General features: G+C 37.4%; 20 protein-coding genes. 15 read left to right on the top strand and 5 right to left on the bottom strand.

All coding sequences use genetic code 11. The features are described from left to right. The first annotated feature begins 468 nt into the window (after nt 1-468). From V7097_RS04800 to V7097_RS04770, 7 genes are all read left to right on the top strand, one after another. Complete coding sequence (locus tag V7097_RS04800; protein ID WP_335702455.1) at nt 469-930, top strand: hypothetical protein; 462 nt, start codon at nt 469-471, stop codon at nt 928-930. Between the two features lie 562 nt (nt 931-1,492). Then, a complete protein-coding gene (locus V7097_RS04795) occupies nt 1,493-3,175 on the top strand; it encodes a serine hydrolase (protein WP_335702454.1) in 1,683 nt (560 codons plus the stop codon). A 17-nt stretch (nt 3,176-3,192) separates the two neighbouring features. After that, nucleotides 3,193-5,259: a glycoside hydrolase family 3 protein gene (locus V7097_RS04790; RefSeq protein ID WP_335702453.1), complete on the top strand. Its 2,067-nt coding sequence runs from the start codon at nt 3,193-3,195 to the stop codon at nt 5,257-5,259. A 30-nt stretch (nt 5,260-5,289) separates the two neighbouring features. Then, nucleotides 5,290-6,540: an exo-beta-N-acetylmuramidase NamZ family protein gene (locus V7097_RS04785; RefSeq protein WP_335702452.1), complete on the top strand. Its 1,251-nt coding sequence runs from the start codon at nt 5,290-5,292 to the stop codon at nt 6,538-6,540. 952 nt (nt 6,541-7,492) lie between these two features. Beyond that, the gene (locus V7097_RS04780; protein WP_335702451.1) at nt 7,493-8,254 is read left to right on the top strand and encodes a Nif3-like dinuclear metal center hexameric protein; all 762 of its coding nucleotides are present in this window, start codon (nt 7,493-7,495) and stop codon (nt 8,252-8,254) included. A gap of 42 nt (nt 8,255-8,296) precedes the next feature. Beyond that, nucleotides 8,297-9,034: a tRNA pseudouridine(38-40) synthase TruA gene (gene truA / locus V7097_RS04775; RefSeq protein WP_335702450.1), complete on the top strand. Its 738-nt coding sequence runs from the start codon at nt 8,297-8,299 to the stop codon at nt 9,032-9,034. Between the two features lie 79 nt (nt 9,035-9,113). Next, nucleotides 9,114-9,395, top strand: coding sequence for a YciI family protein (locus tag V7097_RS04770; RefSeq protein WP_335702449.1), 282 nt, complete (start codon nt 9,114-9,116; stop codon nt 9,393-9,395). Between the two features lie 166 nt (nt 9,396-9,561). Here the strand turns inward: V7097_RS04770 and V7097_RS04765 are convergent, their stop codons facing one another. The 4 genes from V7097_RS04765 to V7097_RS04750 all read right to left on the bottom strand — a co-directional run bounded on the left by V7097_RS04765 (nt 9,562) and on the right by V7097_RS04750 (nt 16,133). Next, nucleotides 9,562-11,847, bottom strand: a complete 2,286-nt coding sequence (locus V7097_RS04765; protein WP_335702448.1) for an Ig-like domain-containing protein — start codon at nt 11,845-11,847, stop codon at nt 9,562-9,564. A gap of 107 nt (nt 11,848-11,954) precedes the next feature. Then, nucleotides 11,955-13,256 carry an alpha-glucosidase/alpha-galactosidase gene (locus V7097_RS04760; protein WP_335702447.1) on the bottom strand — a complete coding sequence of 434 codons (1,302 nt, stop codon included), beginning with the start codon at nt 13,254-13,256 and terminating at the stop codon, nt 11,955-11,957. Nucleotides 13,257-13,325: 69 nt separating this feature from the next. Then, nucleotides 13,326-14,573: a sugar ABC transporter substrate-binding protein gene (locus V7097_RS04755; RefSeq protein ID WP_335702446.1), complete on the bottom strand. Its 1,248-nt coding sequence runs from the start codon at nt 14,571-14,573 to the stop codon at nt 13,326-13,328. A 411-nt stretch (nt 14,574-14,984) separates the two neighbouring features. After that, nucleotides 14,985-16,133: a YbfB/YjiJ family MFS transporter gene (locus V7097_RS04750; RefSeq protein WP_335702445.1), complete on the bottom strand. Its 1,149-nt coding sequence runs from the start codon at nt 16,131-16,133 to the stop codon at nt 14,985-14,987. Between the two features lie 117 nt (nt 16,134-16,250). Here V7097_RS04750 and V7097_RS04745 point away from each other — a divergent pair, with 117 nt between their 5' ends. The 6 genes from V7097_RS04745 to speG all read left to right on the top strand — a co-directional run bounded on the left by V7097_RS04745 (nt 16,251) and on the right by speG (nt 21,972). Then, nucleotides 16,251-17,093: a LysR family transcriptional regulator gene (locus V7097_RS04745; protein WP_335702444.1), complete on the top strand. Its 843-nt coding sequence runs from the start codon at nt 16,251-16,253 to the stop codon at nt 17,091-17,093. 201 nt (nt 17,094-17,294) lie between these two features. After that, on the top strand, nt 17,295-17,927 hold the full coding sequence (locus tag V7097_RS04740; RefSeq protein WP_335702443.1) for an acetate uptake transporter: 633 nt from the start codon (nt 17,295-17,297) through the stop codon (nt 17,925-17,927). 390 nt (nt 17,928-18,317) lie between these two features. Beyond that, complete coding sequence (locus V7097_RS04735) at nt 18,318-19,229, top strand: Gfo/Idh/MocA family protein (protein ID WP_335702442.1); 912 nt, start codon at nt 18,318-18,320, stop codon at nt 19,227-19,229. A gap of 162 nt (nt 19,230-19,391) precedes the next feature. Then, a complete protein-coding gene (locus V7097_RS04730) occupies nt 19,392-19,892 on the top strand; it encodes a DUF1456 family protein (protein ID WP_335702441.1) in 501 nt (166 codons plus the stop codon). 367 nt (nt 19,893-20,259) lie between these two features. Beyond that, complete coding sequence (locus V7097_RS04725) at nt 20,260-21,114, top strand: malate synthase (protein ID WP_335702440.1); 855 nt, start codon at nt 20,260-20,262, stop codon at nt 21,112-21,114. Nucleotides 21,115-21,456: 342 nt separating this feature from the next. Further along, complete coding sequence (gene speG / locus V7097_RS04720) at nt 21,457-21,972, top strand: spermidine N1-acetyltransferase (RefSeq protein ID WP_335702439.1); 516 nt, start codon at nt 21,457-21,459, stop codon at nt 21,970-21,972. A gap of 97 nt (nt 21,973-22,069) precedes the next feature. Here the strand turns inward: speG and V7097_RS04715 are convergent, their stop codons facing one another. Then, complete coding sequence (locus tag V7097_RS04715) at nt 22,070-22,618, bottom strand: NADPH-dependent FMN reductase (protein ID WP_335702438.1); 549 nt, start codon at nt 22,616-22,618, stop codon at nt 22,070-22,072. A gap of 262 nt (nt 22,619-22,880) precedes the next feature. On the opposite strand from V7097_RS04715, the gene V7097_RS04710 reads away from it, so the two are divergent. After that, nucleotides 22,881-23,639, top strand: a complete 759-nt coding sequence (locus V7097_RS04710; protein WP_335702437.1) for an SDR family oxidoreductase — start codon at nt 22,881-22,883, stop codon at nt 23,637-23,639. Nucleotides 23,640-24,242: 603 nt separating this feature from the next. Then, nucleotides 24,243-26,168 (top strand): sigma-54-dependent Fis family transcriptional regulator, encoded by a 1,926-nt coding sequence (locus V7097_RS04705; protein WP_335702436.1) that lies wholly within the window; start codon nt 24,243-24,245, stop codon nt 26,166-26,168. Nucleotides 26,169-26,200 lie beyond the last annotated feature (32 nt).

Raw genomic sequence — 26,200 nt, 5'->3', positions numbered from 1 at the left:
AAATGGAGAAAGTAAATTTGAGTTCACCCAAATTCTCCAATCCCTCTATTATAAGCTAGTTATGTCCTAGCCTGTTTTTATTGTTAAATATATTTGTGAAATTTCACACTTAAGCTAAAGTTGAATATGTATTAGAAAATAGGTAGATTCACTGAACTAGGAACCCAGCTATTTAATTAAACCCACCAACACCTTGTATTGCCACATACACCCCGCACATGTTGAGTGTGTTTCGCAGTTCATTATAAAAGTGTAAAACAAAAATAAACATTGAAAGTCAATGCTTTGAGACATTCAGAGCGTTGACTATTTTTATTTAATGCGCTAAATATAGATACCGATGATAAACAAGAAGTATGCCATCATCCGACTTACCCCCTTCTTATAGAACATTTTTTTCGGACAGACATGAAAATATGCCTTTTGTAATAAGTATTATTGACTATTTATCAAATGAGGAGGAATTTTGTGAAAAGATTTTTGGGCCTAGCAATTGGTGTTGTACTTTTGATTGTGATGTCTTCAGGTGTTGGGGCGGAAGGTAAATCAGATCTAGCAGAAGCTAGAAAAGGAACGGCTAAGTACCATAATGTACAAAAAGCACTAAAAGATGGATATTTACCGACTGATGAGTTTGTTGAAGTGCCGGGATTAGGTGTAATGGGATACCATTATGTAAATCCAAAACTTATCGATGAAAAAGTAGATACATCTGCTCCTGAAGTGTTACTTTACGTACCTAAAGCAAATGTGGGTTTACAATTAGTTGGTGTTGAATATTTATCTTTAACAGATAATTCGTTATTTGGTCAAAATTTTGATTCTCCAATTCCTGGTGTGGTACCTGAATATTCACTGCACGTATGGATTTGGAAACATAATCCGAATGGTATGTTCTCCCCATTTAATCCGAGTATAAAATACAAATAAAGAATTGTTGGAAAAATCTCTTTTAAGGTTGATTTAGTACATTCCCCCCTAGGTGAAAAAGTTGAATAACAATACTCTTACTTAACCCTTTAAGGTAGAACTTCTAGTGTTACCTTTTATTACGTTTACAATTGAACATCCTCCTCTACAAGTGAATTAACTATGGATACTCGTATGATACTCCATTCAATTACCATTGAGAAGCTTTTTGGCGACCTATTTTTGGGAGAGGAAATTATAAAAAGCTCGCAGATAATATTTTCTGTACTATCCGCCTCCAATCCAAAATGGCAGCGGATACATTTTATTCACTTAAACGCCCTATAGGAGTTAGTACTTGGAATTTTGAAATAAAATTTCACTATTTTTTCAAATATTTCAATAAATAAAACTAAAGGCTCACTTCTTTCGACTCGTTTAATGCAAGGTTATGGGACTTATGCGGTATAGACGACTGTACGCAAATGGGGATATGCTTTAACTATAGATTGTAAATGTTACCAGTTTTTGATTTACATAGGGTAATTGTCTACAATGCATTTCAATGGTATAAGGAGGACATATGAGAGGAAAAACACTTATCATTACCGCAGTAAGTACCATTTTTCTAGGCACATCCACTGTTTTCGCTGCCAATGAATCGCCTTTATCGCCAACGATTGAAAAGCAAGAAAAGAAAGCAGCTTCATCAGAGAAACCACACCCAGTTTTTACTTGGAATTCTAACATCCTTCCATCATCAAGTGTACTTCACCCAGGATCGGCCAGGGGAGCAGGCATGGTCGAAGCGTCGCTCCAGCAAATCGATCCTATTTTGAATAAGGCCATTTCCGAAAAAGTTATGCCTGGTGCTGTGGCGTTTGTAGCTAGAGGAGGGCATATCGTTAAACATGATGCTTACGGCTATGCGGCTAAATATATGGATGGGTCGTTTACAGAAATGGAATACCCAATCGCGATGCAGGAAGACACGATTTTCGACTTAGCATCAATCAGCAAAATCTTTACGTCTACAGCGGTGATGATTCTTTTTGAACAAGGATTATTTGAACTCGATGATCCCGTTGCTGACTACCTGCCTGAGTTTGCTGCGAATGGAAAAGAGGATGTAACCATTCGTCAATTATTGACACATACATCTGGGTTTACGGCTTGGATTCCACTTTATACAAAAGGTAATTCGAGGGAAGACAGGATTCAGTATGTTCTCAACCAGGGATTAAAAAACCCGCCTGGAACCACCTACGAATACAGCGATTTAAACATGATCACGTTAGGGGCACTAATTGAGGAATTATCTGGTCAGCGCCAGGATGAATTTGTCAAGGAACATATCACAGGGCCATTAGGTTTGAAGGATACGATGTACAACCCTCCAGCTTCGTTGAAAAATCGAATTTCCGCGACAGAATACCAGGCCACACCTAACCGCGGACTCGTTTGGGGAGAAGTTCATGATGAAAATGCCTGGTCGCTTGATGGTGTTTCCGGTCATGCCGGAGTTTTTTCAACAGCCGAGGATCTCGCTAAATTTGCCCATATTTTCATTAATGATGGAAGGTATGGAGGAAAAAGAATCCTCAAGCCTGAAACCGTAAAACTTTTACTCGAAAATCAAAATGCCGCATTTCCTGGTGATGACCATGGGTTAGGCTGGGAATTAGGACAAGGATGGTATATGGATGCCTTATCCGAAGGCACTTACTCCTTTGGGCATACTGGTTATACTGGAACCTCGATTGTCGTCAGTCCGAACAATAAAACGGTCGCGATCTTGTTGACCAATCGTGTTCACCCATCCCGTAGTACGGTGTCCACGAACCAAACTAGACGGTTATTTGCTAGACAGGTAGCCGATTCCATTCCGGTCTCAATTCCTGGAAAGGGTGAAGCCTGGTTTGCAGGCTATGGCGATAAACTCAACCGTGCCATGGAAACGGAACTTGAGTTAACGAAAGACAGCAAATTGACTTTCCAAACATGGCATATGATCGAAAATGGCTGGGATTTTGGAGTGGTAGAGGTATACCAGGATGGAGAATGGCAGCAGCTGTCTGAATTTACCGGAACGAGCAACGGCTGGAAAACGAAAGAAGTCGTCATCCCTAGTGATGCGACAAAGCTGAGGTTTGTGTATAAGACCGATGCATCTACAAATGCACGCGGCTGGTATGTATTAAGCCCGAAATTAAATGGAGATTCTCTATCTTTTACAGAAAATGACTGGCTGTTAAGAAACTATTAAAAAGGGAGAGACATCAAATGTTGAAGAAATATATTTTTTCCATAATCGCTTTGCTATTAGTGTTTTCGGCGATTCCGTACTCTGGGGCAGCAGCGGCTTCTGGAATAGACGATCTCGTGATTGACCTTAATGTTCCGCAGGTTACGAGAGAAGTGCAGGATAACAAGCTGCAATTAAACGGCTTGCTTGTTAATGATGATGGCGGCTTTATGCTCGCATCTGAAAATCTAAAATGGAAGTCTTCGAACAAAAACGTAGCTTCTGTTTCGAATGACGGGGAAGTGACGCTTTCAGGTCACAACGGTAAAACCTTTATCTCTGTTACAGATGGTAAATTCAGTGATCGCATTGCCATTCAATTCAAAGGAAATCAAGAGGAAATCCTCGTTGAAAAAGAAAAAGGCAAACGCTATGACATAATCGGCAATGCCATCAAACATATGACGATGGAAGAAAAGGTCGGTCAAATGTTAATGCCAGATTTCCGCAATTGGAAAGGTAAAAATGTTACGGAAATGAATGATGAAATTGCCCAGTTGGTAAAGGACTATCACTTAGGCGGAGTTATCTTATTCCGTGAAAACACCGTGACAGCAGAGCAAACAACAAGGCTTGTCAATGCTTATCAAGAAGCAGCAGAAAAGTACGGATTGTTAATCTCGATTGACCAAGAAGGCGGAATTGTTACACGCCTGCAAACCGGAACGGATTTCCCAGGGAACATGGCACTTGGTGCAACTCGTTCTGAGGAATTAGCCGAAAAAGTTGGTAAATCAATCGGTGAAGAGCTTAATGCGTTAGGCATCAACATGAACTTTGGTCCAGTTTTGGATGTTAACAATAATCCAGATAACCCAGTTATCGCAGTACGTTCTTTTGGTGAGGATCCAGATTTAGTAGGAAATTTAGGCAAGTCTTATATTAAAGGACTTCAAGAATCTGGAACAGCAGCTACCGCTAAGCATTTTCCAGGACATGGCGATACAGCTACAGATTCACATCTGGGCATTGCGGAAGTACCTCACGATATAGAGAGATTAAAAGCTGTCGAATTATATCCTTTCCAGCAAGCAATGGATGCTGGAATTGACGCGATTATGACTGCCCACGTCACTTTCCCGAAAGTGGATGGAACAAAAGCCATCTCGAAAAAAGATGGTACAGAAATTGCTGTTCCGGCAACACTTTCTTATAAAGTGTTAACAGAGCTCATGCGTGAGGAAATGGGTTATAAAGGTGTAATCGTAACTGACGCAATGAACATGCTGGCAATTGCGGATCATTTTGGCCCAGTTGATGCAGCTGTTCGAAGTGTGAAGGCAGGTACAGACATCATCTTAATGCCTGTTGGAATTAAAGAAGTAGCAGAAGGATTATATACTGCAGTTAATTCCGGTGAAATATCCATCGACCGAATTGAAAAATCAGTTGAACGAATTCTTACATTGAAATTAAACCGCAGCATCGTGAAAGCTGAAGCAGAAGAAAGTATCGAAGACAAAGTGGCTAATGCCGTTGCAGTAGTAGGCTCTGCGGAACATAAAGCAATTGAGAAAGAAGCAGCAGAAAAGTCCATTACTCTTGTGAAAAATAATAACGTGCTTCCGGTAAATGCAAATGAAGAAGATAAGATTGTCGTGGTAGGCGGTTCTAACTTCTCAATCAATCTTCTTGCAGATCAAGTGATAAAACATCATGAAAACACGACCTACATTAACGCATCTAGCAAGCTAACAACTGAACAGTTAAAACTGCTAGATGGTGCAAAATACGTTATTGTTGGAACGTACACATCCAGCGTCGGCGGAAGAGCGCCAAATGCCGGTCAAATGGTGATGACGAATCAGATTATAGAGGCAACAGATGCACCGGTTATTGCTGTGGGAGCAAGAAATCCGTACGACATCATGTCTTATAATAATGTGGATGCCTATCTTGCTCAGTACGGTTTCAGACCAGCTAGCTTTGAAGCTGCAGCCAATACCATTTTTGGAGAAAACAACCCAACTGGCAAGCTTCCAGTTACGATCTACAACCATGATGATAGTATTCTATACGAATTTGGGCATGGATTAGGGTACTAATAGAAAGGTAGAAACGGAGGAGGAGAATTCGTGAAAAAATGGCTTACTGGCTTACTTGTGCTTGTGCTCGTCCTATCGACGTTTACAGCAGCGTATGCCAAAAACGATAAAGAAAAGAAGAATGAAAAGTTCCGCTTAGGTGTTGAGGTTCTCCTGAAGGACCAAATTGATTTGATTAAAGGGAAACGCGTCGGCTTAATCACCAACCCAACTGGGGTCGACCAAAACCTTAATAGCATTGTCGATGCGCTTTATAACAATCCAGATGTAGAACTGACCGCTTTATACGGCCCAGAGCATGGCGTCCGCGGAGATGCGCAGGCGGGTGCCTATGTTGAAAAATATACCGATGAAAAAACGGGACTCCCGGTATACAGCTTGTATGGACAAACAAAAAAGCCAACTCCGGAAATGCTAAGCAATGTAGATGTCTTGTTATTTGATATTCAGGATGTCGGTGCACGTTTCTACACGTACATTTACACTATGGCATTAGCGATGGAAGCAGCAAAGGAGAACAATATCCCAATTATCGTGCTTGACCGTCCGAATCCTATTAGCGGTACAAAAGTAGAAGGTCCTGTACTGGAAGATAAGTACTCATCCTTTGTCGGCGAATATCCGATTCCAGTCCGCCACGGGATGACAGTAGGGGAATTAGCGAAGCTATTCAATAAGGAATTTGAAATCGGTGCTGATTTAACCGTCGTTGAAATGGAGGGCTGGAAGCGAAATATGTATTATGATGAAACACCATTACATTTCGTGCTTCCATCACCAAACATGCCGACATTAGATACAACTCTTGTTTATACGGGAGCAGCATTAATTGAAGGAACCAATGTTTCAGAAGGACGTGGTACAACCAAACCGTTCGAATTAATCGGAGCACCGTTCATCAATAGTGCAGATTTAGCGGCTCAATTAAATTCTTACAAATTGCCGGGCGTTACGTTCCGCGCAGCATCGTTTACACCGACCTTCTCGAAGCATGTGAACAAGCTAAGCCATGGAGTTCAAATTCACGTAACCAACCGTAATGCCTTTAAGCCGTTTGAAACTGGATTATATATCGTCAAAACGATTCATGACATGTATCCAAACGACTTTGCCTTCAGGACTCCTGGAACGAACGGAATCTCTTTCTTCGATAACCTAGTCGGCAACGGCAGCATCCGCACTGACATCGAAGCAGGCAAATCAGTCGAAGAAATGAAAGCCAAATGGCAGTCTGGACTGGATGAATTTATGACTGTTCGTGAGCAGTATTTATTATACTAAGTCGCAAGAGAACCTCGATTTATCGAAGTTCTCTTTTTGATTATTATGGTGCCTGTCACCGCTTGTGGACACTGTCCACCCCAGGCGGACAGTTGGAGTTCAAAAAAACCATCCCACTCTAGTAAGTGGAATGGCTTTTGCTTTTAGCGACTTGCTATTAGTACATGTCGCAGAGTTCTTTGTAGTTGCAGCGGCCGCACTTTTTTACTGCATTGGTTTTTGGGAACAGGTGAAAACCGAGGGGCTGATTTAAACTGATTTCTTCTAGATAGCGCTGCATTTGCTCGACGCTCATGCCGAATAGTTCCTGGCCTTTAACTAGGTCCGTTTCACTATAGATTACCAGAAGTCAGAAGGAATAATTATTTGTTTTTAAAAGAACCCTCCTTCAATATGTAGTTATTACCTTTTTGAGCAATATCAAATAAATGAATCACTTACCGATTTCGGAAATAACATTGATATAATTGCATTTTAAGTTACAAGTGCCTGCCCCCAGTAAACTATAGTGTTAAAACCCACCATCATCCTTGTGTTGCCACACACACTCTTGACACGTTGAGACAGTCGCGCTGCTAGAGTTGAAATAAGCTTGGTATCAGTGGGTTTAGCGTATTTTAGTTGAATATTGATTTAAATTAATATTCCCTCGGACTAAAAAGTTTGGGGGAATTTGCTTTAGGGTCTAACTTTTACGCACAACTAAGAGTTCTGCGTAAAGATTTATAGTTATCATAGATATAGGTTTGCAGATAGAATAAATATAAGTATAGGAAATATATGGGTATGATAAAATGGGTAAGGAGTAAGTACTTAGAGAAAATTTAAATAAGAATCAAGAAATTAGATCAAGAAGAGAAGACTTAATGCAAAAACATGTAAGTAAGAAATGAATTAAAGAACTAAATATGATAAAACAAGCAAATCAAAAGATATTTGAGGAGGTAAGTACATGGGTGTTTCATATATTGTTGAAAGAATTAATGATCTTTTTAATGTAACAAATGAGGAAATCTATTCTAGTGAATCAGGGATTACATACCAAGCAGATAAAAAAGTAAAAAAAGTAGGGTACTGTGTCAACCTAACACTTGAAACTGTAGAGGAAGCAAGAATTCATGGAGTTGATATGATGGTGACACACCATGATGCCTGGGATGAAATATTTGGATTAAGAGAGGCATGCATAGAAAAACTAGCAGAGTATGGTATAAGTCACTACTATAATCACTTGCCACTTGATGACTGTAACTTTGGGACAAATGATAGTTTATTAAAAAAATTGAATTTAGAAATTGTTAAAAGAACCCACGAATGGGAAGGGTTATATTTTGGTAGAATTGCAGAATATGATCGAAAAATTGAATTTAATGAATTAGTAAAAACTATGGAGAATCTACTTGAAGAACCCGTTAAATCTTGGCAGTTTAATGACAAAAAGGTGAAGCGAGTGGGTTTGGTCTGTGGAAATGGAGCGCCAACAGCTTGCCTTAAAGAAGCAGTTGAAAATGAGTGTGATGTATACATTACAGGTGAATGTAATTTGTATACGATTCAATATGCGCAGTTTAAAGGGATAAATCTTATCATTGGGAGTCATACTTTTACAGAATTGTTTGGAATTGAAAGTTTAGCAATGAGACTGAATGAGAATATAAAAGAACTTGAAGTAGTGAGACTTAATGAAGAGCATTATGAAGCGAATATAAGATAAGATATAATAACAAAGAAATACGTATATCTTAAGGAGAAAGCAATGAACAATTATAAATTAACCATTCAGTATGATGGTGGCCGTTACAAAGGTTGGCAACGACTTGGTAATGGTGACAGTACTATTCAAGGGAAAATTGAAAATGTATTAACAGAGTTGGCAGGAGAAAAGATTGAAATTATTGGATCTGGAAGAACGGATGCAGGTGTACATGCTCTTGCTCAAATCGCTAATTTTAAGATGCGTAAAAATGCAACGGAAGATGAAGTTATGCATTATTTAAACAGATATCTTCCTAATGATATTAGCGTTGTGGATGTTACGTTAATTCATGATCGTTTTCATGCACGCTATAATGCTAAAGATAAAACCTATTTATATAAAATTTGGAACGAGCAATATACACATCCCTTCATGAGAAAGTATAGTATGCATGTGGAGGAAAAGCTTGATATCGAACAAATGAGAAAAGCATCTCAATATTTTCTAGGAAAGCATGACTTTACTTCCTATTCCAACGCAAAGTCGAAGAAAAAGTCCATGGTGCGTGAAATATACTCACTTGAGATAAATGAAAATGAGGGCTTTATCGAAATTAAAGTGCGAGGAAATGGTTTCCTTTACAATATGGTGAGAAAAATTGTAGGAACGTTAATTGAAGTTGGATTAGGAGAAAAAGATGCTGCAGCAATACCAAGTATTCTTGAATCTAAAGAAAGAATTCAAACAGGTCGTATGGCGGATGCCGAAGGGTTGTACTTGGAGAAGGTTGGTTTTTAAACCTTCCCTTTTTTAAAAACTTATAACCAACATTTCATTTAACTCAGAGAATTTACCGGATGCAGAGGGGGATGCAAGAATGATGTATATGTATTTGATGAATAATCTGAAGCCAGTAAATAAAGAACTGATAAAGAGCCATGTGGAATATTTGAAAGAATTGAAGAGACTAGGAAAACTAACACTTTGTGGACCTTTTACAGATTACCCTGGAGGAATAGTTATATTTAAAGCCAAAGATTTAAATGAGGCAACTTCTATTGCTAAAAAAGATCCTTTCATTGCTTCCGGATGTAAATCTTATGAAATAAGAACGATTGAACCTGCTAATGACGAGAATAATTACTTACTCGACAAATAAAAAAATACCCTCTCATAGAGGGCATTTTCACGAAAAAAGGGGGAATTGCCAGCTCCTGGTCAAATTCCCTCTTTTAAGTTATTTGTAAAAACTCACAAGCATCTCATGTGTTGCCACATACATTTTGGACACACAGAAGAGGATAGCCCCATGCATTTATATTCTATTAATTTGGTTTCTTACCATTGTTAATAGTAATGTGTGGAACTGCGACCAGGTCACTTTCATTTCCAGCTTTGTCAACCACATAAGCTTTCATCTTATGAATTCCTTGTGAAAGTGATTGTGTTTTGATCACAGCAATACCACTCTCATTTGCTTGACCAACACCAACATTTTCATCATTATCAACAATGAACACTGTTGCTCCTGGCTCTGTCTCAATTGTTATCTCAGGTGTCCTGTTGTTTGTAGACAATGGTTTTACTGGGTCTAAAATGTTTGGAGCTTCTGGAGCAGTTTGATCACGAACATAAGCAAATAATTCTGCTCCGCGGGAAAAGTAGATATTTCCTTCGTCATCTTTTGCATAAAGGGAAGCGTTGTCATCCAAGATCTCTACTCCCAAGTTATCTGGATTGAATTTAAACAATCGACCTAAAGATGTTCCATAGAAGTTGCCATCCTCATCAAAGTCTAAGAATGCACCTTTCCAGTAGTGACTAATTCCATCCCAGCTATAGCTGAACAACTCCTTGGACTGAAGAACTTCACGGGATTTTGGATCGAACTTAAAGATTTTACCTCGAGTCATTCCCCATAAATAACCCTCGTCATCGAATTCAAGTGCACCAATTCCTCTTTCTCCTGGAATCGGAGTTCCTTCGTATACTTTTTCTTTTGTTTCTGGATCAAAAATAAAGAGCTTTGCATCATCAGCGGTCGGGATACTATCTAAACCACCATATACGCTTGTGCCACCATAGATTAATCCATCTTTGTACTGGAGAGAAATAATACTCTGATCTTGGACAACATTTCTAAATGTTTCGTGCTCACCAGTAGCTTCATTAAGTATGGACAGTGTTCCGCCAAGCACACCATAATCAGGAACAGTACCTACAAAAACATGGCCATCACCTTCTGCCCAGGCAAATGGGCGATCTTGCTCCAACCCTTTTAATGAAAAAAGGACCTTTGGATTGGTTTGTTTTTCAGGGACGGTCGGGTCATGTTGATAAGGAAGTGTTGGATCATACTGATAGATATTGGCGCCGGGATATACGCCTAAATATAGATAATTCTCAGTTGCGATAATACCTTCCCCTTGTCCAAATCCAGTAAAACTCGTAATTTTATCCTCTGTTGTAGAATAATAGGCGAATCCACCAGAATGGTAGCCACTAGAATAGATATTCCCATCCGGTCCTAAGGCAATCGATTGAATGCTGATTGGTTGTCCTTCAATTTGGGCTGTCATTTCTTTTGATTGGCCCGTTGTTGGATTATAAATCCAATAGGTTCCATTAAAACGTAAGCTTGTTAAATTTAACCCTTCAAATCCTGGTTCATCGAGCTCGATCCAGCCAAACCCTTTGCTACTCCATGTGTCATTAAGTTCTGTCGCTGACAATTCTAGCGTATCTAAATCATAGGAATGAATTGTATTTCCTTTGTGAAAATAGACTTTATTATCTGCATTGAGAGGGGAGACCATGCTACCCTTTACTTGCGTGATTTCATCAACCCAAGTTTTATTTACGAGGTCATAAACTAATAGGGAACTAGATTTTTCTAACCGAGTAAATAAATAATCACCGCGGATATCTACGTCATAAGGTGTACCTTCATCTTGGTTCTCCTCTGGTAGAAAGATTTCATTTTTTTCTCCAGTGGTCGGGTCATATTCGATGAGGTGTTGATTAATTCCGAGACCAACATAAAGTTTTCCATTATACACTTGAACATCTCTTGCATAGCCTGAACCTTCAGCCATTGGGCCGAAATCAGTGAAGGTATTGTTTTCCGGATCATACATAAATACCTTCCCATTTGGGTACGTTCCGCCATAAATACGGCCATTTTCATCAGAGGTGATCCCCCAAGTTGCTGATTCTGTTTCTGTTGCGCGTCCAAGGTCCTCAAGCTCATCTGTTTGCGGGTCATAACGGAAGAGGTTGGTCGTATCAGCGAGATACACCAAACCCGAAGGATCTACGGTTACTCCCCAAATCGAGCTTGTATTATTTAGCTTGTGGCTAGCTATTCTTTCACCAGTAACCGTATTGATCACGTTAAATACTCCGGAAGACGCAACAAAAGTGGCCTGTGTTCCATTTGGGCCCTCTCCATAAGCACTCGAGAAAATTCCAACAGTGTAATGTGGTACACCTAAATTTTTCACAAGCCCTTGTGTCCCGTTTGTTCCTGCATTTGTTTTAATAGGTTGTGTTGTTATAAACATTGAAGAAAGTAGGACAAATGAAACTAGAATAAGAAATGTACGTTTCAATTTTTTAATCTCCTTATTTGTTAGATTTTAAAAATTTCCCGTGACCTAATAGGACGAATGTATTTACTACATAGGACTAAGAGATCGCGGACAATTGAAAGATGCAATTAATTATATTTTGGTAACCAATCCCCGTGTGCTTCAATTAAGTCATCACATAATGAAACAATATCATCTAGAGACAGTTCTGCTGCGGTATGTGGGTCTAACATCGCTGCCTGATAAATATATTCCTTTTTCCTTGTCATTGCAGCTTCGATGGTCAGTAATTGCGTATTAATATTGGATCGGTTTAAAGCCGCTAATTGTTCAGGAAGCTCTCCAACATAGGTAGGAGCAACTCCGCTTCGGTCAACAACACAAGGGACTTCCACACATGCTTTTTCTGGAAGATTACTAATCAAACCACCTGTGTTTAAGACATTACCCCCGAATTTAAAAGGTACATTTGTTTCCATTGCTTCAATAATGTGTGAGCCATATTCGTGTGTACGTTCATGGGTTAGATTTTTGTTATTTACCAAACCCTCACGCATATTTTTCCAGCCTTCAATTTGATTGACACATCTTCTTGGATATTCATCCAACGGAATATTCAAACGATCAATTAACTCCGGATATTTACTTTTAATAAAGTATGGATGATATTCGGCATTATGCTCCGAGGACTCGGTGACATAATAACCAAAGTGTTTCATTAATTCGAAACGAACCATATCATCATGTTTTGTTTTGTGCTTTACCTTTGCTTTTTGCTTGATTTCTGGGTACAAATCTTTTCCGTCACGCGTAACTTCCAATAGCCAGGCCATATGATTTATACCTGCAATCTTCCACTGTATATTGTCCTTAGGCATTTCCAAAGAATCTAGTAGTCTATCAGCACAAACTTGGACACTGTGACATAACCCTACGGTTTTAATATTGGTATACCGTAACATCGAACCGGTCAAAACGGCCATTGGGTTTGTATAATTTAAAAACAAAGCATCAGGACAAACCTCTTCCATATCTTTAGCGATGTCCATAAGAACCGGGATCGTACGTAAGCTACGGAAAATACCACCGATTCCAACTGTATCGGCAATCGTTTGACGGAGATTATATTTTTTAGGTACCTCAAAGTCAGTGATTGTGCCTGGATTATACCCACCTACATGAATCGTGTTGATTACATATTTTGAATTTCTTAACGCCTGTTTACGGTCCGTATAGGAAGCAATTTTCACAGTTGACTTAAGACTTTTCTTTAAATTCGTCAACATGGCTTCCGAATCTTTTAATCTTTCATGGTCGATATCAAATAATGCAAATTCGAAATCTTGAAGTGCTTCTACAGTCATGCAATCTCCTAGTAAGTTTTTAGCAAAAGCTGTACTTCCCGCACCAATGATGGTTATTTTTGACATTAATGTTTTCCCCCCTTATTTACGTGAATTTCCTAAGTTCTTTTTGTTTTATATATGTTTCGTGTTCCGTTACTTTGCAATCTCTGCTTCAATTGCTTTTTCAGCAGCATCAATTGCTTCCTGAGGTGTTTTTTCGCCTGCCATCATGGCTTGTAATTCTGCCTGAATTAATGGCATGATCGCTCGACCTTTCGGATGGATTACCCCAGGTAGTGCGTATTGTGTGTTCGCTGCGATATAACTTAAAGGATCTCCTTCAGCAAAAATATCTTTAGCCGATTCCCTTGTAGGAATAAAATTTGTTAAAGAATTAAAGGCTCGTTGATTGTCTGCATTTGTAATTGTTTTTAAAAACTCAGCTGCTGCATCTGGATTATCACTATTAGAAGCAACAACAAACATTCCTGTCGTACCATAAGCGTATTGTTCCTTATTTTTTAGTGGTGGTGAAATGACAAAATCAAAATCTCCCTCTTCTTGTAGTACAGATATTAAATCTGCAGATCCCATTACAGCTAATATTTTTCCACCTAACCATAATCCGTTATGATCTGTAGCCGTTATTGAATCCTCAGGAATCCAGCCTTTTTGATACATGTCATTAATAAGTTCAAAGGCTTCTAAACCCTCTGGGCTATTGATTAAAACTTCATTATCCTCGTTTACAACATTTCCGCCTGCCTGCCAAAGCCATGGATACAATGTGTGGTTCATGGAACCACCACCTGGATAACTCATGGCATAATATCCTTTCGCTTTCGCTTTTTCAGCCCAATCTTTAAATTCATCCCAGTTTTTTGGAAGGTTATTTGGATCTTCTCCTATTGCTTCAATGACATCGACGTTATAAAAGAATGTTGTTGCTTCCTGTAAGATTGGAAGGCCGTAAGTTTTACCTTTCCACTGGGTCGCCATTAATGCTGTTTCAACAAAATCATCCATATCGTTGTCCTCTAAATAGGGATCAAGTTCTACTAACATACCCACATCAGCATATTGTGGCATTTGGTCTGGAATTACATAAAAAATATCTGGACCCGTGTTAGAAGCAAGTGCGGTAAGTATTTTCTGATCACGGTTTGGCCACGGTATGGTTTCAAAATTAACTTTTACATCGTATTGGTCTTCAAAAGAAGCAATCATTTTGTCCCACATCGCAGTTTCTTCTTCCGCACCACCCGTATATGGATGTGCCCAAACCGTTATCTCACCAGAAATACCCTCTTTTGAAGAGGGGTCATTTTTATCTGTTGGAGGTGTTGAACCTTCATCAGCAGTACATGCGGCTAGTATCAATCCAAAAGTAAATAAGAGCATTAAAAGCCATAAGCTTTTCTTTTTTAATTAGAATCTCTCCTTAGGGCAATTTTTAAAATAAAAGTCTGTTGAAATGAAAAACCTAATAAACTTGTATTTTTTTGACCCCTCCTTTATTTACCGGAATGGAAGCGTTAACAAAACAAATCGCATTCATATGTTAATTTATTTCAAATTTTGTGACAAGTCTATATAATGTCTTTAAGTAAAATAGTAAAAAAATACCAGATGACTATTCTCCTAGAAGTTACTTTGAAAGTTATCAAATAAAAGAATAAATGGATCATGAAGATGTAATGGACACAATTCGGAGAAAAATCAATGCATTAAAAGAAAACCATTAAGTATACTCCAGTAGCTGTGGATGATATTAGACATTCGTAGAAAAAAGGTAGGCAGTTTTGAAAAAAATTAAAGACTTTCTTTAACTTTAATACTTGAGATTTTTTCCGAAATAAGAAAAGTCACCAAACCAACAAAAATAACAACTGCAGATAATAAAAAAGATGGAACAAAGGAGCGATCGGGATGTAAAAACGATGTCGCAATTGGACCTAACAATTGTCCTATTCCATATACTGCGGTTATACCAGCAATAAGCTGTTGGGGGGCATCTGGCCGCAATTGGCGAGCCATCTCAAATGATAAGACTGTAATCCCTATAAATGTTCCCCCAAACCCTATCCCACTGAGAATTGTGAAGAAAAGGGAGGAAGAGATTGTATCAAGAACTATGGCAGTTAATTGTACAATATAGGCTATAGAAAGAGTTCGAATTAAAGATATACGATTTCGCAGCCACGTCCAAAACAAACAGGAAGGGATAGCCGCTAATCCAGTTATAGCCCATATTATAGATGGAGAAATAGGTAAGGCTTCATTACTACTTAACTTTGCAACTATAAAAGTACCAAAAATAATATATCCAAAGCCCTCACAAAAATAACAAATATATAAAGCGAGAACAGAACGCTTAGAATCAGTTGAGTCTTTTTTGTGGGGAGAATGTAATGTTTGGTTAGATTCAGGTAAGAACCTATAGAAAATCAATGTGAAAACAATACTAATTAGTCCAAGCATGATCCAAATAACTCTCCAGTTAGAGATCGGCATTAATAATGGAACTAAAAAACCGGAAAGAAAAATTCCGAATCCCACACCTCCAAATATAATTCCATTTCGATTTTTGCCTTCGTAATTATGAATTTCTTGGGATATCCATCCGGATATAAATACAAAAACAATGGCGCTTGTAACCCCTGAAATAAAACGTAATAGTAACCAAATACTAAATGACATAGTAACACCCATCAGGATAGTGGTGACAATGTTGGTCCAGATATAAAAAAGAAAGCGTTGACGTGTTGGGTGAATGGATCTTACAAGAAATGCTCCTAAAAAATAACCAGTATAGTTTGCTGAAGCAAGCCATCCTGCAGCTTTTGATGATAGGTTATCCATGTAGGGAAATAATGGTGTATAAGCAAAGCGGCCTATCCCCATTACAATAGCTAACGTAAAAAAACCGAGCAGAACTAATTCCAAACCCTTCCTATTCATAAAAAATTTTCCTTTCCTAGTGGTTATATGATTAATATAATGAATATAATTGATTAAAGAAAATGTTATTAAATGATATATCCATCACTTTTTTTGATGGGAGGGGGATGTTAAGGCATGCATATTGAAGATTTACAGGCCTTCGTTGCAGTTGCAGAAGAAGGAAGTCTATCTGAAGCTGCTCGGAGGTTAAATCACTTGCAGTCAAATATGACTGCAAAAATAAAAAAGTTAGAAGCTCATTATAATGCACAATTGTTTTTTAGGAGCCGGTCTGGCATGAAATTAACACAAAAGGGTGAAGTCTTATTTAAGCAATACAAACAATTGCTCCTAAAATGGGAAGAAACAGAGACGATTATGCAAGGATTTGAGCCGACTCTTCAAATTGGAGCAATGGAATCAGCAGCAGCCGTAAGACTAACGGATGGTCTAAGAAGTTTTCATGAGTTACATCCCCATGTACCTATTCGTTTGCAAACTGGGACAACAGATGCAATGGTTGAAAAAGTATGTAGTGGAGATATTAATTTAGCATTCGTGACTGGTCCTATTAATGATAAACAGGTAATTTCAGAAAAAATATGGATTGAAGAGATGGTTTTAATTGGAAATGGAGTGTCAAAAAAAGACGATTGGAAAGAAGTACTGGATGGTAAGTCAATAATTGTCTTTAGTTATGGCTGTTTTTATCGATCACATATGGAATCTCTTTATCAAAGATATCATTTAAGATTAGGAGAAACTATTGAAGTAGGTGCTTTAGAAACTTTAGTGAAATGTGCAGATTCAGGATTAGGAATCACAATGATGCCTAGAAAAGTAGCAGATCGTTTTGGAATAAAAGATACTGCTATAGTACCTGAGGAATATCGCTATCTTGAGACACATCTTATCACTCGCAAAAACTATACATTATCGCAAACTGAACAAAATTTCTTGAGCATAATTTATTCATAAAAATAATTGAGTCTGAATACATCGTTCTACAGATAACGCTTTACAAAAGTGGAGATGGTTACGTATGTAACTAGAAATGATTAGAAAACGTACAACTTTCAGCAATATTTGGAAGAGAACGAAAGTTGACATGACAGTATCGCCGTGCCTATAATACAACCTATGTGTTAACATAATGTATATCAATTTGGAGTGAATTTATTGGACAAGACAGTTACAAACATCAAAGAAATAACAGCAAACCCTGCTCCACTTGGATTAATGGGATTCGGGATGACAACAATCTTGCTGAACATTCATAATGCAGGTTTTTTTGAATTGGATGCAATGATTTTAGGAATGGGAATATTTTATGGTGGCTTAGCACAAGTTATTGCGGGCATCATGGAATTCAAGAAAAACAATACATTTGGAACAACAGCCTTTACGTCCTATGGTTTTTTCTGGTTATCATTGGTTGCATTAAACATGATTCCATTAATGGGCTATGGTGAAGCTGCTGGTTCTTTATCAATGGCCGCTTATCTGTTTATGTGGGGACTTTTCACGTTATTCATGTTTATCGGAACTTTGCGTATTAACAAAGCCCTTCAACTTGTTTTTGGAACACTTACGATTCTATTTTTCTTATTGGCAATTGGAAATTTCACAGGCTCTAGCTTGATTTTAACGATTGCTGGATATGAAGGGATTCTTTGTGGTTTTACAGCCATCTATGCGGCTATGGCACAAGTGCTAAATGAAGTATATGGAAAAACCATCTTACCAATTGGTGAAATTAAAGTTCAAGAGCGTCTAGTAAATGACTTTAAATCAAAAAAAATAGTTATTTAATCTATTAATTAATTACTTTTGGAGCGTTTCTTAATATTTAATTATTAAAAGACAAAAGACCGTGAATTCGTTAAAAGACTCTTTTACGAATTCACGGTCTTATTTATTATACATAGTTCTTGTTACATGGATTAAATGAACTCAAAGGGTATAGGTATCCTTATGTTACTTACCATAGAGGCTAGATTTCAGTATGCGCTTAATCTCGATTAACGAACCATGTCTCCAGCTTTTTTTAATGGTATAAACTTGTTTATCGTTTGTCGTTTCACTATATTTATTGTAAGTATATTTATTGAGAAAATTAGACTGATTTTATAAAACAAAGTAAAACATAATCGGGTTGTCATTGTGACAGGCGAACGCGTAGATCGAAGAGGGGGATTTATTGTGGTTAAAATAGGGGTTATTGGACTTGGAGACATTGCACAAAAAGCTTATCTTCCAGTTTATAGTGGATTAAAGGAGATTGAGTTTCACTTTTACACAAGAAACCAAGAAAAGTTACAAACAATTGCCAGCCAGTATCGGTTTGAACATATTCACTCTGACCTCAAATCGATGGTTGATAGTGGGATTACGGGAGCATTCGTCCATTCGTCGACATCCTCTCATGAGGAAATTGTTAAGTGGCTTCTAGATCACGGAATCAATGTGTTTGTGGACAAACCAATTACGGACAATTATGAAGGTGCTAATAGACTTGTTGAACTTGCGGAGGACCGAGGTCTTATTCTTATGGCGGGATTTAATCGCAGATACGCCCCTTCGTATGTAAAGTTAAAGGAAGTTGCGCAGCCCAATATGGTGGTCGTCCAGAAAAACCGCAATAATCTTCCTGGTGAGCCGAGAACGTTTGTTTTCGATGATTTTATCCATGTAGTGGATACGATGAGGTATTTATTTTCACACCCGATTGATGATATGCTTGTGACCGGCCGTATGGAAAATGGATCCTTATACCACGTTGTGATTCAATTTATTTCCAAAGGCGGCACGGCAATCGGCATCATGAATAGGGATAATGGAACCACCGAGGAAATTGCCCAAGTTATGGGTCCATCGGAGAAGCGGACGGTCACTAATGTATCCAGCTTAGTCATTTCGAAAGGTATGGAAAATATTGAGGTTCGGAGCAGTGATTGGGAGCCAACCTTGTTTAAAAGAGGGTTTGAGCAAATGGTTAAAGATTTTATTCGTGCAGTCAGCACAAATTCAGAACCTGTAATTTCTGCTCGGGATGCACTGAAAACTCATGAAATTTGCGAAGAAATTCTTACGAAGCTAGCGGAAAAGAAGTAATAGCATACATGGATCGAAAATCACTACTGGCAGTTGGAAAATCCGAATTCATACTTTAGAGTTTCTGTTTTAGTTATCGGTAAAAACTACTACATCGACTGAATAGTGTCATGTTGCTTTAAGTGACAGGTATTAATATTTGAAAAAAGGAATGGTCAAATTATGGATAATAACGATATTTTAATCCGATTAAGATATGCAATGGAAATAAAAAATAAAGAAATGGCAGATATTTTTAAACTTGGTGGCGTGGAGGTATCAGTACCAGAGGTAGTAAAGATTCTCACAAAGACATACGATGATGATGAATATGAGAATGAAGATCAAATAAAGTGTACTCACAGTATGTTAGACTCATTTTTAAATGGCCTTATTATTTACAAAAGAGGGAAACAGGAGCCAAAACCAGGACAACCTAATCCACCAGAACCTTCTTTAAAGACAAGTGGAAACGTGAATAATCTACTTTTAAAGAAAGTCAAAATTGCACTGGCGTTAACGACTGAGGATATGCTAGATATTTTTGATAATGTAGGATTAAGGGTAACAAAAGGAGAACTAGGGGCCTTATTACGAAAAGAAGGACATAAGAACTATAAAGAATGCGGAGATAATTTCGCCAGAAACTTCTTAAAAGGGCTAACTATCAAATACAGGGGGTAAATGCCATCGCCATCATTTAAATGAAGTTTTGTTTTCGGATCTCATTCCACTTGAAAACAATGAACAAGTGATTATTTATAGGGGCTTTCCAAAAGTTTCGTGCCTTTTTGGAGGCTTTTTTTTTAGTTATTTCATGCGAATGCAGAGAATAAAATTTCATTTTACCCCACAACAAAATAGGTTGTCAATAAGAAAGTTTGTGAAACATCCAGAAAAATGTTACAATAGTCTTACGATTGATTTTATGAATATCAAGCCAAAGAAAAATTCAAATAGTTGTGTGAGCTTTAAAGGTAAATTTGTTAAATAAAAATTGTCAAATTACTATGTAATAGTAACCGAGTTTTTCTACAAGGAGGACTAGAAAATGAATCTAATCAATAAGAAAGTTACACACAAGCGTTTTGGTGCGGGTAGTATAGTTAACCATAATGATTCTATTATTGAAATACATTTCGCGTCGGAAAATAAAAAGTTTGTTTTCCCAGATGTATTTGGAGAGCACTTAAAATTGCATGATAAAAGTGTAGCTAATTCACTTGAAAAAATAATACAAGAAAAGGAAATGGAACGAAAGGAGGAAGAATCGAAGAAGGAAGAGGAAAGAATACTACAACGAAAAAGACTGGAACTTCGCTTAGAACATGAAAAACTTATGAAAAACCATAAACTTCATCCCGAATCACAAATGGTCTTTTGGTGTGACAAAGAAGAACAGGATCGTTCTTTTTCAGATTGGAAGGTTTTTTCTGGTGTAATAAAAAGTGGTGTCAACAAGGGGAAGCCAAACAAACCCATTCGCTTGCACCAAAATAGCGCTGTCCTGTTAACGGCAATGGATTCCAGCATGCCTGAAGAAGACAGACGTATCTTAGGTGTCTATATGGTGAATGAAGATTTTATCGGTAAGCTTTGTGAAGATGGGATTATTCCTGCCCATTCAAAATACAAACTCCAACTTACAGAACAGGAATCGGATCAGATGTTATTTTGGAATTACTATGTTAATGAAAAATTCCCCGACAAAATGACATGGAAAACAGGTAAATACCGCTATTTTGATAATTCATGGATGGCTCAAATTTTGCGTGATATAGTTTCGTTGAAAAGTGACCCAAATGAACGAGAGCTAGCACAACAATTTTTTGAGCATTTTTGTAAAATGAATCAGATAATAGATCAAGATCTACCAAAGCCTAATGGCGCATTAATGCGTATTTAGACGTAAGTCCAAAGATTATAATAATGACAGGGAACTGATCCATTTTTCCCACCCATCACTAAATGCGAACAATGCCTGGCTATTGTGAAGTTGTCGCTTGGTTGGCGTAGTAGGGATAATAGAAAAGCAGTTGATATAGATAAAATCTATACCTTCTGCTTTTTTGTAGTTGCATATTATACGTCCAGATGTTGCGATAAATTTTATTCAAGCAGCAAAAGGTGGACTGCCTGTTACCGTGAAAAAATGAGATGTTTTTTAAAAAAACGGACAAAAAAGCGGGAGAAAAGGAAAGACTTTATTTTAAGAGGTTTGAACGCAGGTTTTGGAGGATGAAAAGGAATGAAGGATGTAAAATTAAGACCTTTAGAAAGAGTAGACTTAGGATTTGTTCATAAATTAAATATTAATGCAAACATCATGTCCTATTGGTTTGAAGAGCCATATGAGTCATTTGTTGAATTGCAGGATTTATATGATAAACATATTCATGATCAAGGTGAAAGAAGATTTATTGTACAAAAAGGCGATGAAATGGTGGGGCTAGTTGAATTAGTAGAGATTGATTATATTCATCGTAGGGTTGAATTCCAAATTATTATTGATCCGAATCATCAAGGACATGGTTATGCGAAGGTGGCAACATATCTCGCAATGGACTATGCGTTTTCTGTATTAAATATGTATAAATTATATTTAATCGTTGATAAAACGAATGAAAAAGCAATTCATATTTATAATAAACTTGGTTTTCAATTTGAAGGTGAATTAATTGATGAGTTTTTTGTTGGCGGTGAATATCATAATGCAATAAGAATGTGTATGTTCCAACATCAATATTTTAAAAGGGGCTCTTGAGAGTCGGAGGTTAATCTCTCATAGAATTACTATAACTTGCAATGAAAAAAGTTGGAGTTTTGGCAGGTAGTTCTGCACAACACTCCAACTTTTTACCTTATTGATATTTCTTGATTAATTCAACGAATTCATTAACGAACCCTTGTAGGAATTCTACTGTTCCTTCATTTAACTTACCATTCTCATCTAATAATTCATGTACAGATCCTATATATGCTTCTGGTTGTTGAACAACGGGCATATTTAAAAATGAAAGTACCTGACGTAAATGATGGTTTGAACCGAACCCAGCAAGTGCACCAGGAGATTGGCTAATGATTGCTGCAGGTTTTCCATTCCAAACACTTTCTCCATAAGGTCGAGATGCTACATCAAGTGCATTCTTTAATGCAGCAGGGATTGAACGGTTGTATTCAGGCGTAACAAACAATACCGCGTCTAGTTCCTTGATTGCATTACGGAATGCTGTATATTCCGCAGGAGTTTCTAGGTCTCCTTCAAAGTCTTGGTTGAAAAGAGGCAGGTGGCCAATTTCTACAAACTCTGTTACATATCCTTCTGGGAATAAAGGTGCTACGTTATCAGCAACTTGTTTTGAAAACGAATTTTTACGAAGACTACCAAGAATAATGCCAACTTTTGTCATTCTATTCATCCATCCTTTAATTTATTTTGAATTCAAGATAATTATATTGAATTCAAGATAAATTAGCAAAAGAAATGCTTCCAAGAGAATATGGTAGTAAGAGATTCCTTGATCTCTTAAGACTGAAACTGGAACTTGCTTAAAACTTATTATCCTAATAAATTAAAGTTCATAAACTAGATAAATATGAATTGCGTCATAAAGTACACACTATTATATAATAGAGTTGTAATGAAAGTTTGCAAATTTGGGAGGTTTGATGATGAAACTAGAAAACAAAGTTGCGGTAGTTACAGGTGCTGGTTCTGGAATGGGGAAAGCGATTGCTGTTTTATTTGCAAGAGAAGGTGCAAAAGTAATTGCTGCGGATTTGAATGAAAATGCTGTTCAATCAGTCGTCAAGGATATTACGGAAGCTGGGGGAGAAGCAACTGCTGTTCCTGTCAATGTTGGTAAAGAAGAAGATGTGAATGTAATGATTGATACGGCAGTTGAAAAATATGGTACTTTAGACATTTTAGTTAATAATGCAGGAATTATGGACAATTTTGTTCCAGCTGCGGATTTAACGAATGAATTATGGGAACGTGTACTAACTGTCAATACGACCGGTTCAATGTTCGCTATTCGTAAAGCGCTACCAATATTTTTAGAAAAGAAGAGCGGCGTTATAATTAATAATGCTTCAGTAGGGGGTTTATTCGGTTCACGTGCAGGAGCAGCATATACTGCTTCAAAACATGCCGTAATTGGATTAACAAAAAATGTTGGTTTCCAATATGCGAATGAAGGAATTCGTTGCAACGCTATCGCCCCTGGTGCTGTAAATACCAATATTGGAACAACAATGAGTGAACCCAACCCATTTGGAATGGAACACGCCATGAGTGGAGCAGTTAATAACCCACGATCAGGTGAATCTAAAGAAATTGCAACAGTGGCTCTATTTTTAGCATCAGACGATTCAAGCTTTGTTAACGGACAAGTCATTACCGCAGACGGTGGTTGGACTGCCTATTAATTCGGTGCTCTCTCTTTATATCTGCGATCACTATTCAAGTCAAATGAAAGCGATTGTGAAGTTGGTGTTGCAAGACTAGGGATTATCTCAATTTCACTCAATTGGGAAAATCGATTTTCCGGCAACTAATAAGAAGCTTGTGTATATGCCACAGATTAAATAGAACGTGATATGGATTAGATATTGAAGACATCGCATCTATTTTTAAAAGTTAATACACTAATAAAAGTTTACTATAAAAATAAATACTAGCTAAACCGACCCTGATTTCGTTAATAGAGTTTTTGGCGATTTCAGGGTCTTTTCTCAATCTCAAAACCTTGCACCATACTTTTTCTTGTCTTAGTAAAAAAGCTTAAGAATTCTTAAGGAAGGATGGATAACTTTTATTGTTGAGCATCCAATACATAGATGATTTAGAAAGAGATATAGAAGTATAACAAAATCCGCCATTATAAAAACATCTTTCATATAGACCGAGCGAGCCTTTAAGGTTCGCTCTTTTTTCACGATTTTAAAAGATATAGATGATACAATAGAAGAGTACATTGAAACCGCAATCATCCACGTTAGATTAAATAAATATTTCTTTTGGAGGGTAGCATGAAAAGTTTAAAAAGTTATAAGGAAAATTGGGAACAGTTCATTTATGAAGATGAGTTAAAACCAACCATCAATCCTATTGTTAGGCTTTCATGGCTTCGTTCAAAAAAAATGGGGATCGACCCTTTTCGTACATATGGAAAAATTAAATCATTAGACCTTGAAAAATATAAGGAATTAATTAATTTGGCTACACCATTAACGGAAGGTCTTTATTCTATTGTTGAGGGCTCCGGATTTATGGTCATTATTTGTAATGAACAAGGGCAATTATTAAAAGTAATTGGAGATAAAGAACCATTGAATCATGCAAATATGATGGGTTTCATTGAAGGAGCTGATTGGAGCGAGGAAGAAATGGGAACCAATGCCATCGGTACGTCGATCGTGATTGATTCTCCGCTTCAAATCGTTGCAGAGGAGCATTATGCAAAGGTTTGTCAATCTTGGACATGTTCGGCAGCCCCGATTCATGATAGTAATGGCAAGATTATTGGTGTTCTGAATATGTCTGGACCGAGGGAAAAAGTTCATTCCCATACTTTAGGAATGGTTATGTCAACTGTTAAAGCCATTGAATATCAATTAAAGTTACACGAAAACATGCAAAATATTTTAATGATGCAAAAATTCCTTGAAGCAGCGACAAATAATATCGATGATGCTATTGTTATTACAGATACTCAAGGAAAAATTATTATTTCAAATGAACAGTTTACAAGGCTATTTGATATTAAAAAGGAACAGCAAGAAAATAAAAAGTTAAGTACTATCTTCGAAAATCAAATCTTAACTTCAACCAATAAAGTGCGTTTTCTGGACAAAGAAATATATATAAAACGTCAAGATTTGCAACCAAGTATCCATTGTATGGTTAGTAAAATACCAATTTATCAAGATAACAAATGGCTTGGTTCGATGATCACACTAAAAGAAATGAAAAAGGTTCGTCACCTTGTTAACCATTTAACAGACCATCGAGCCAAAGTATCGTTTGGTGAAATTATTGGTGAATCTCGTACATTTTTAGATAAAGTGCAAGAAGCAAAACTAGCGGCCAAAACAAGTTCTACAGTCCTTATTTTAGGAGAAAGTGGGACAGGTAAGGATATGATTGCACAGGCTATTCACAATGCAAGTAACCGAAAAAATAAACCTTTTATCTCGATTAACTGTGGTGGTATCCCACGTGATTTATTAGGTAGTGAACTCTTCGGGTATGAGGAAGGTGCCTTTACAGGAGCGAAAAAAGGGGGCAGGCAAGGGAAATTTGAGCTGGCCGATGGAGGAACTCTATTTTTAGATGAAATTGGGGAAATGTCATTGGAGATGCAAGTGCTTTTATTGCGTGTTCTTCAGGATAGAGAAGTAATTCGAATTGGCGGACAAAAGGTTATTTCTGTAGATGTTCGAATTATAGCCGCAACCAACCGTAATCTTCGTAAAGAAGTAGAGAAAGGTAGTTTTAGAGAAGATTTATTTTTCCGTTTAAATGTTATGCCTATAGAACTGCCACCACTTCGAAACAGAATAGATGATATTCCTCTTTTAGTTGAGCTTTTCATCCGTCAGTTTAGTAAAAGCCTTAACCGCTCAATGCCTGTTATCGAACCAGGATTTATTCACGCGTTAATGCAATATAGATGGCCTGGTAATATCCGAGAATTACAAAATATTTTAGAGAGAACAATGAATAAAAGCTTGAATGATCGTTTAACTTCACAAGACTTACCAAATGAAATCTTTGAAAATAGCAATCAACGTACAAATGAGGAAACCGTTGTTCTGGATCGTAATGAATTAAAAAAGCAAGCCATTATCCATGCTTTGAAAAAAAATAAAGGGAACATTTTACATGCAGCAAAATATTTGGGGATTGCAAGAAGTACTTTGTATCGGCAAATGAAAAAATTCAATATCCAATAATTGGTGTTGCATTTTGTATCGGAGTGTAGCGC

It is taken from the genome of Bacillus sp. JJ1562, from assembly GCF_036962705.1.
Lineage (GTDB): Bacteria > Bacillota > Bacilli > Bacillales > Bacillaceae_L > Ferdinandcohnia.
The sequence above is the reverse complement of the archived record's forward strand: the minus strand, read 5'-3'. Positions and strand labels throughout refer to the sequence as shown.

Coding starts and splice junctions, on each gene's coding strand:
- truA (WP_335702450.1), top strand. CDS start 8,297: ATGAACAATTATAAATTAACCATTCAGTATGATGGTGGCCGTTACAAA.
- V7097_RS04790 (WP_335702453.1), top strand. CDS start 3,193: ATGTTGAAGAAATATATTTTTTCCATAATCGCTTTGCTATTAGTGTTT.
- V7097_RS04745 (WP_335702444.1), top strand. CDS start 16,251: ATGCATATTGAAGATTTACAGGCCTTCGTTGCAGTTGCAGAAGAAGGA.
- V7097_RS04710 (WP_335702437.1), top strand. CDS start 22,881: ATGAAACTAGAAAACAAAGTTGCGGTAGTTACAGGTGCTGGTTCTGGA.
- V7097_RS04795 (WP_335702454.1), top strand. CDS start 1,493: ATGAGAGGAAAAACACTTATCATTACCGCAGTAAGTACCATTTTTCTA.
- speG (WP_335702439.1), top strand. CDS start 21,457: ATGAAGGATGTAAAATTAAGACCTTTAGAAAGAGTAGACTTAGGATTT.
- V7097_RS04755 (WP_335702446.1), bottom strand. CDS start 14,573: ATGCTCTTATTTACTTTTGGATTGATACTAGCCGCATGTACTGCTGAT.
- V7097_RS04780 (WP_335702451.1), top strand. CDS start 7,493: ATGGGTGTTTCATATATTGTTGAAAGAATTAATGATCTTTTTAATGTA.
- V7097_RS04705 (WP_335702436.1), top strand. CDS start 24,243: ATGAAAAGTTTAAAAAGTTATAAGGAAAATTGGGAACAGTTCATTTAT.
- V7097_RS04750 (WP_335702445.1), bottom strand. CDS start 16,133: ATGAATAGGAAGGGTTTGGAATTAGTTCTGCTCGGTTTTTTTACGTTA.
- V7097_RS04730 (WP_335702441.1), top strand. CDS start 19,392: ATGGATAATAACGATATTTTAATCCGATTAAGATATGCAATGGAAATA.
- V7097_RS04715 (WP_335702438.1), bottom strand. CDS start 22,618: ATGACAAAAGTTGGCATTATTCTTGGTAGTCTTCGTAAAAATTCGTTT.
- V7097_RS04760 (WP_335702447.1), bottom strand. CDS start 13,256: ATGTCAAAAATAACCATCATTGGTGCGGGAAGTACAGCTTTTGCTAAA.
- V7097_RS04725 (WP_335702440.1), top strand. CDS start 20,260: ATGAATCTAATCAATAAGAAAGTTACACACAAGCGTTTTGGTGCGGGT.
- V7097_RS04770 (WP_335702449.1), top strand. CDS start 9,114: ATGATGTATATGTATTTGATGAATAATCTGAAGCCAGTAAATAAAGAA.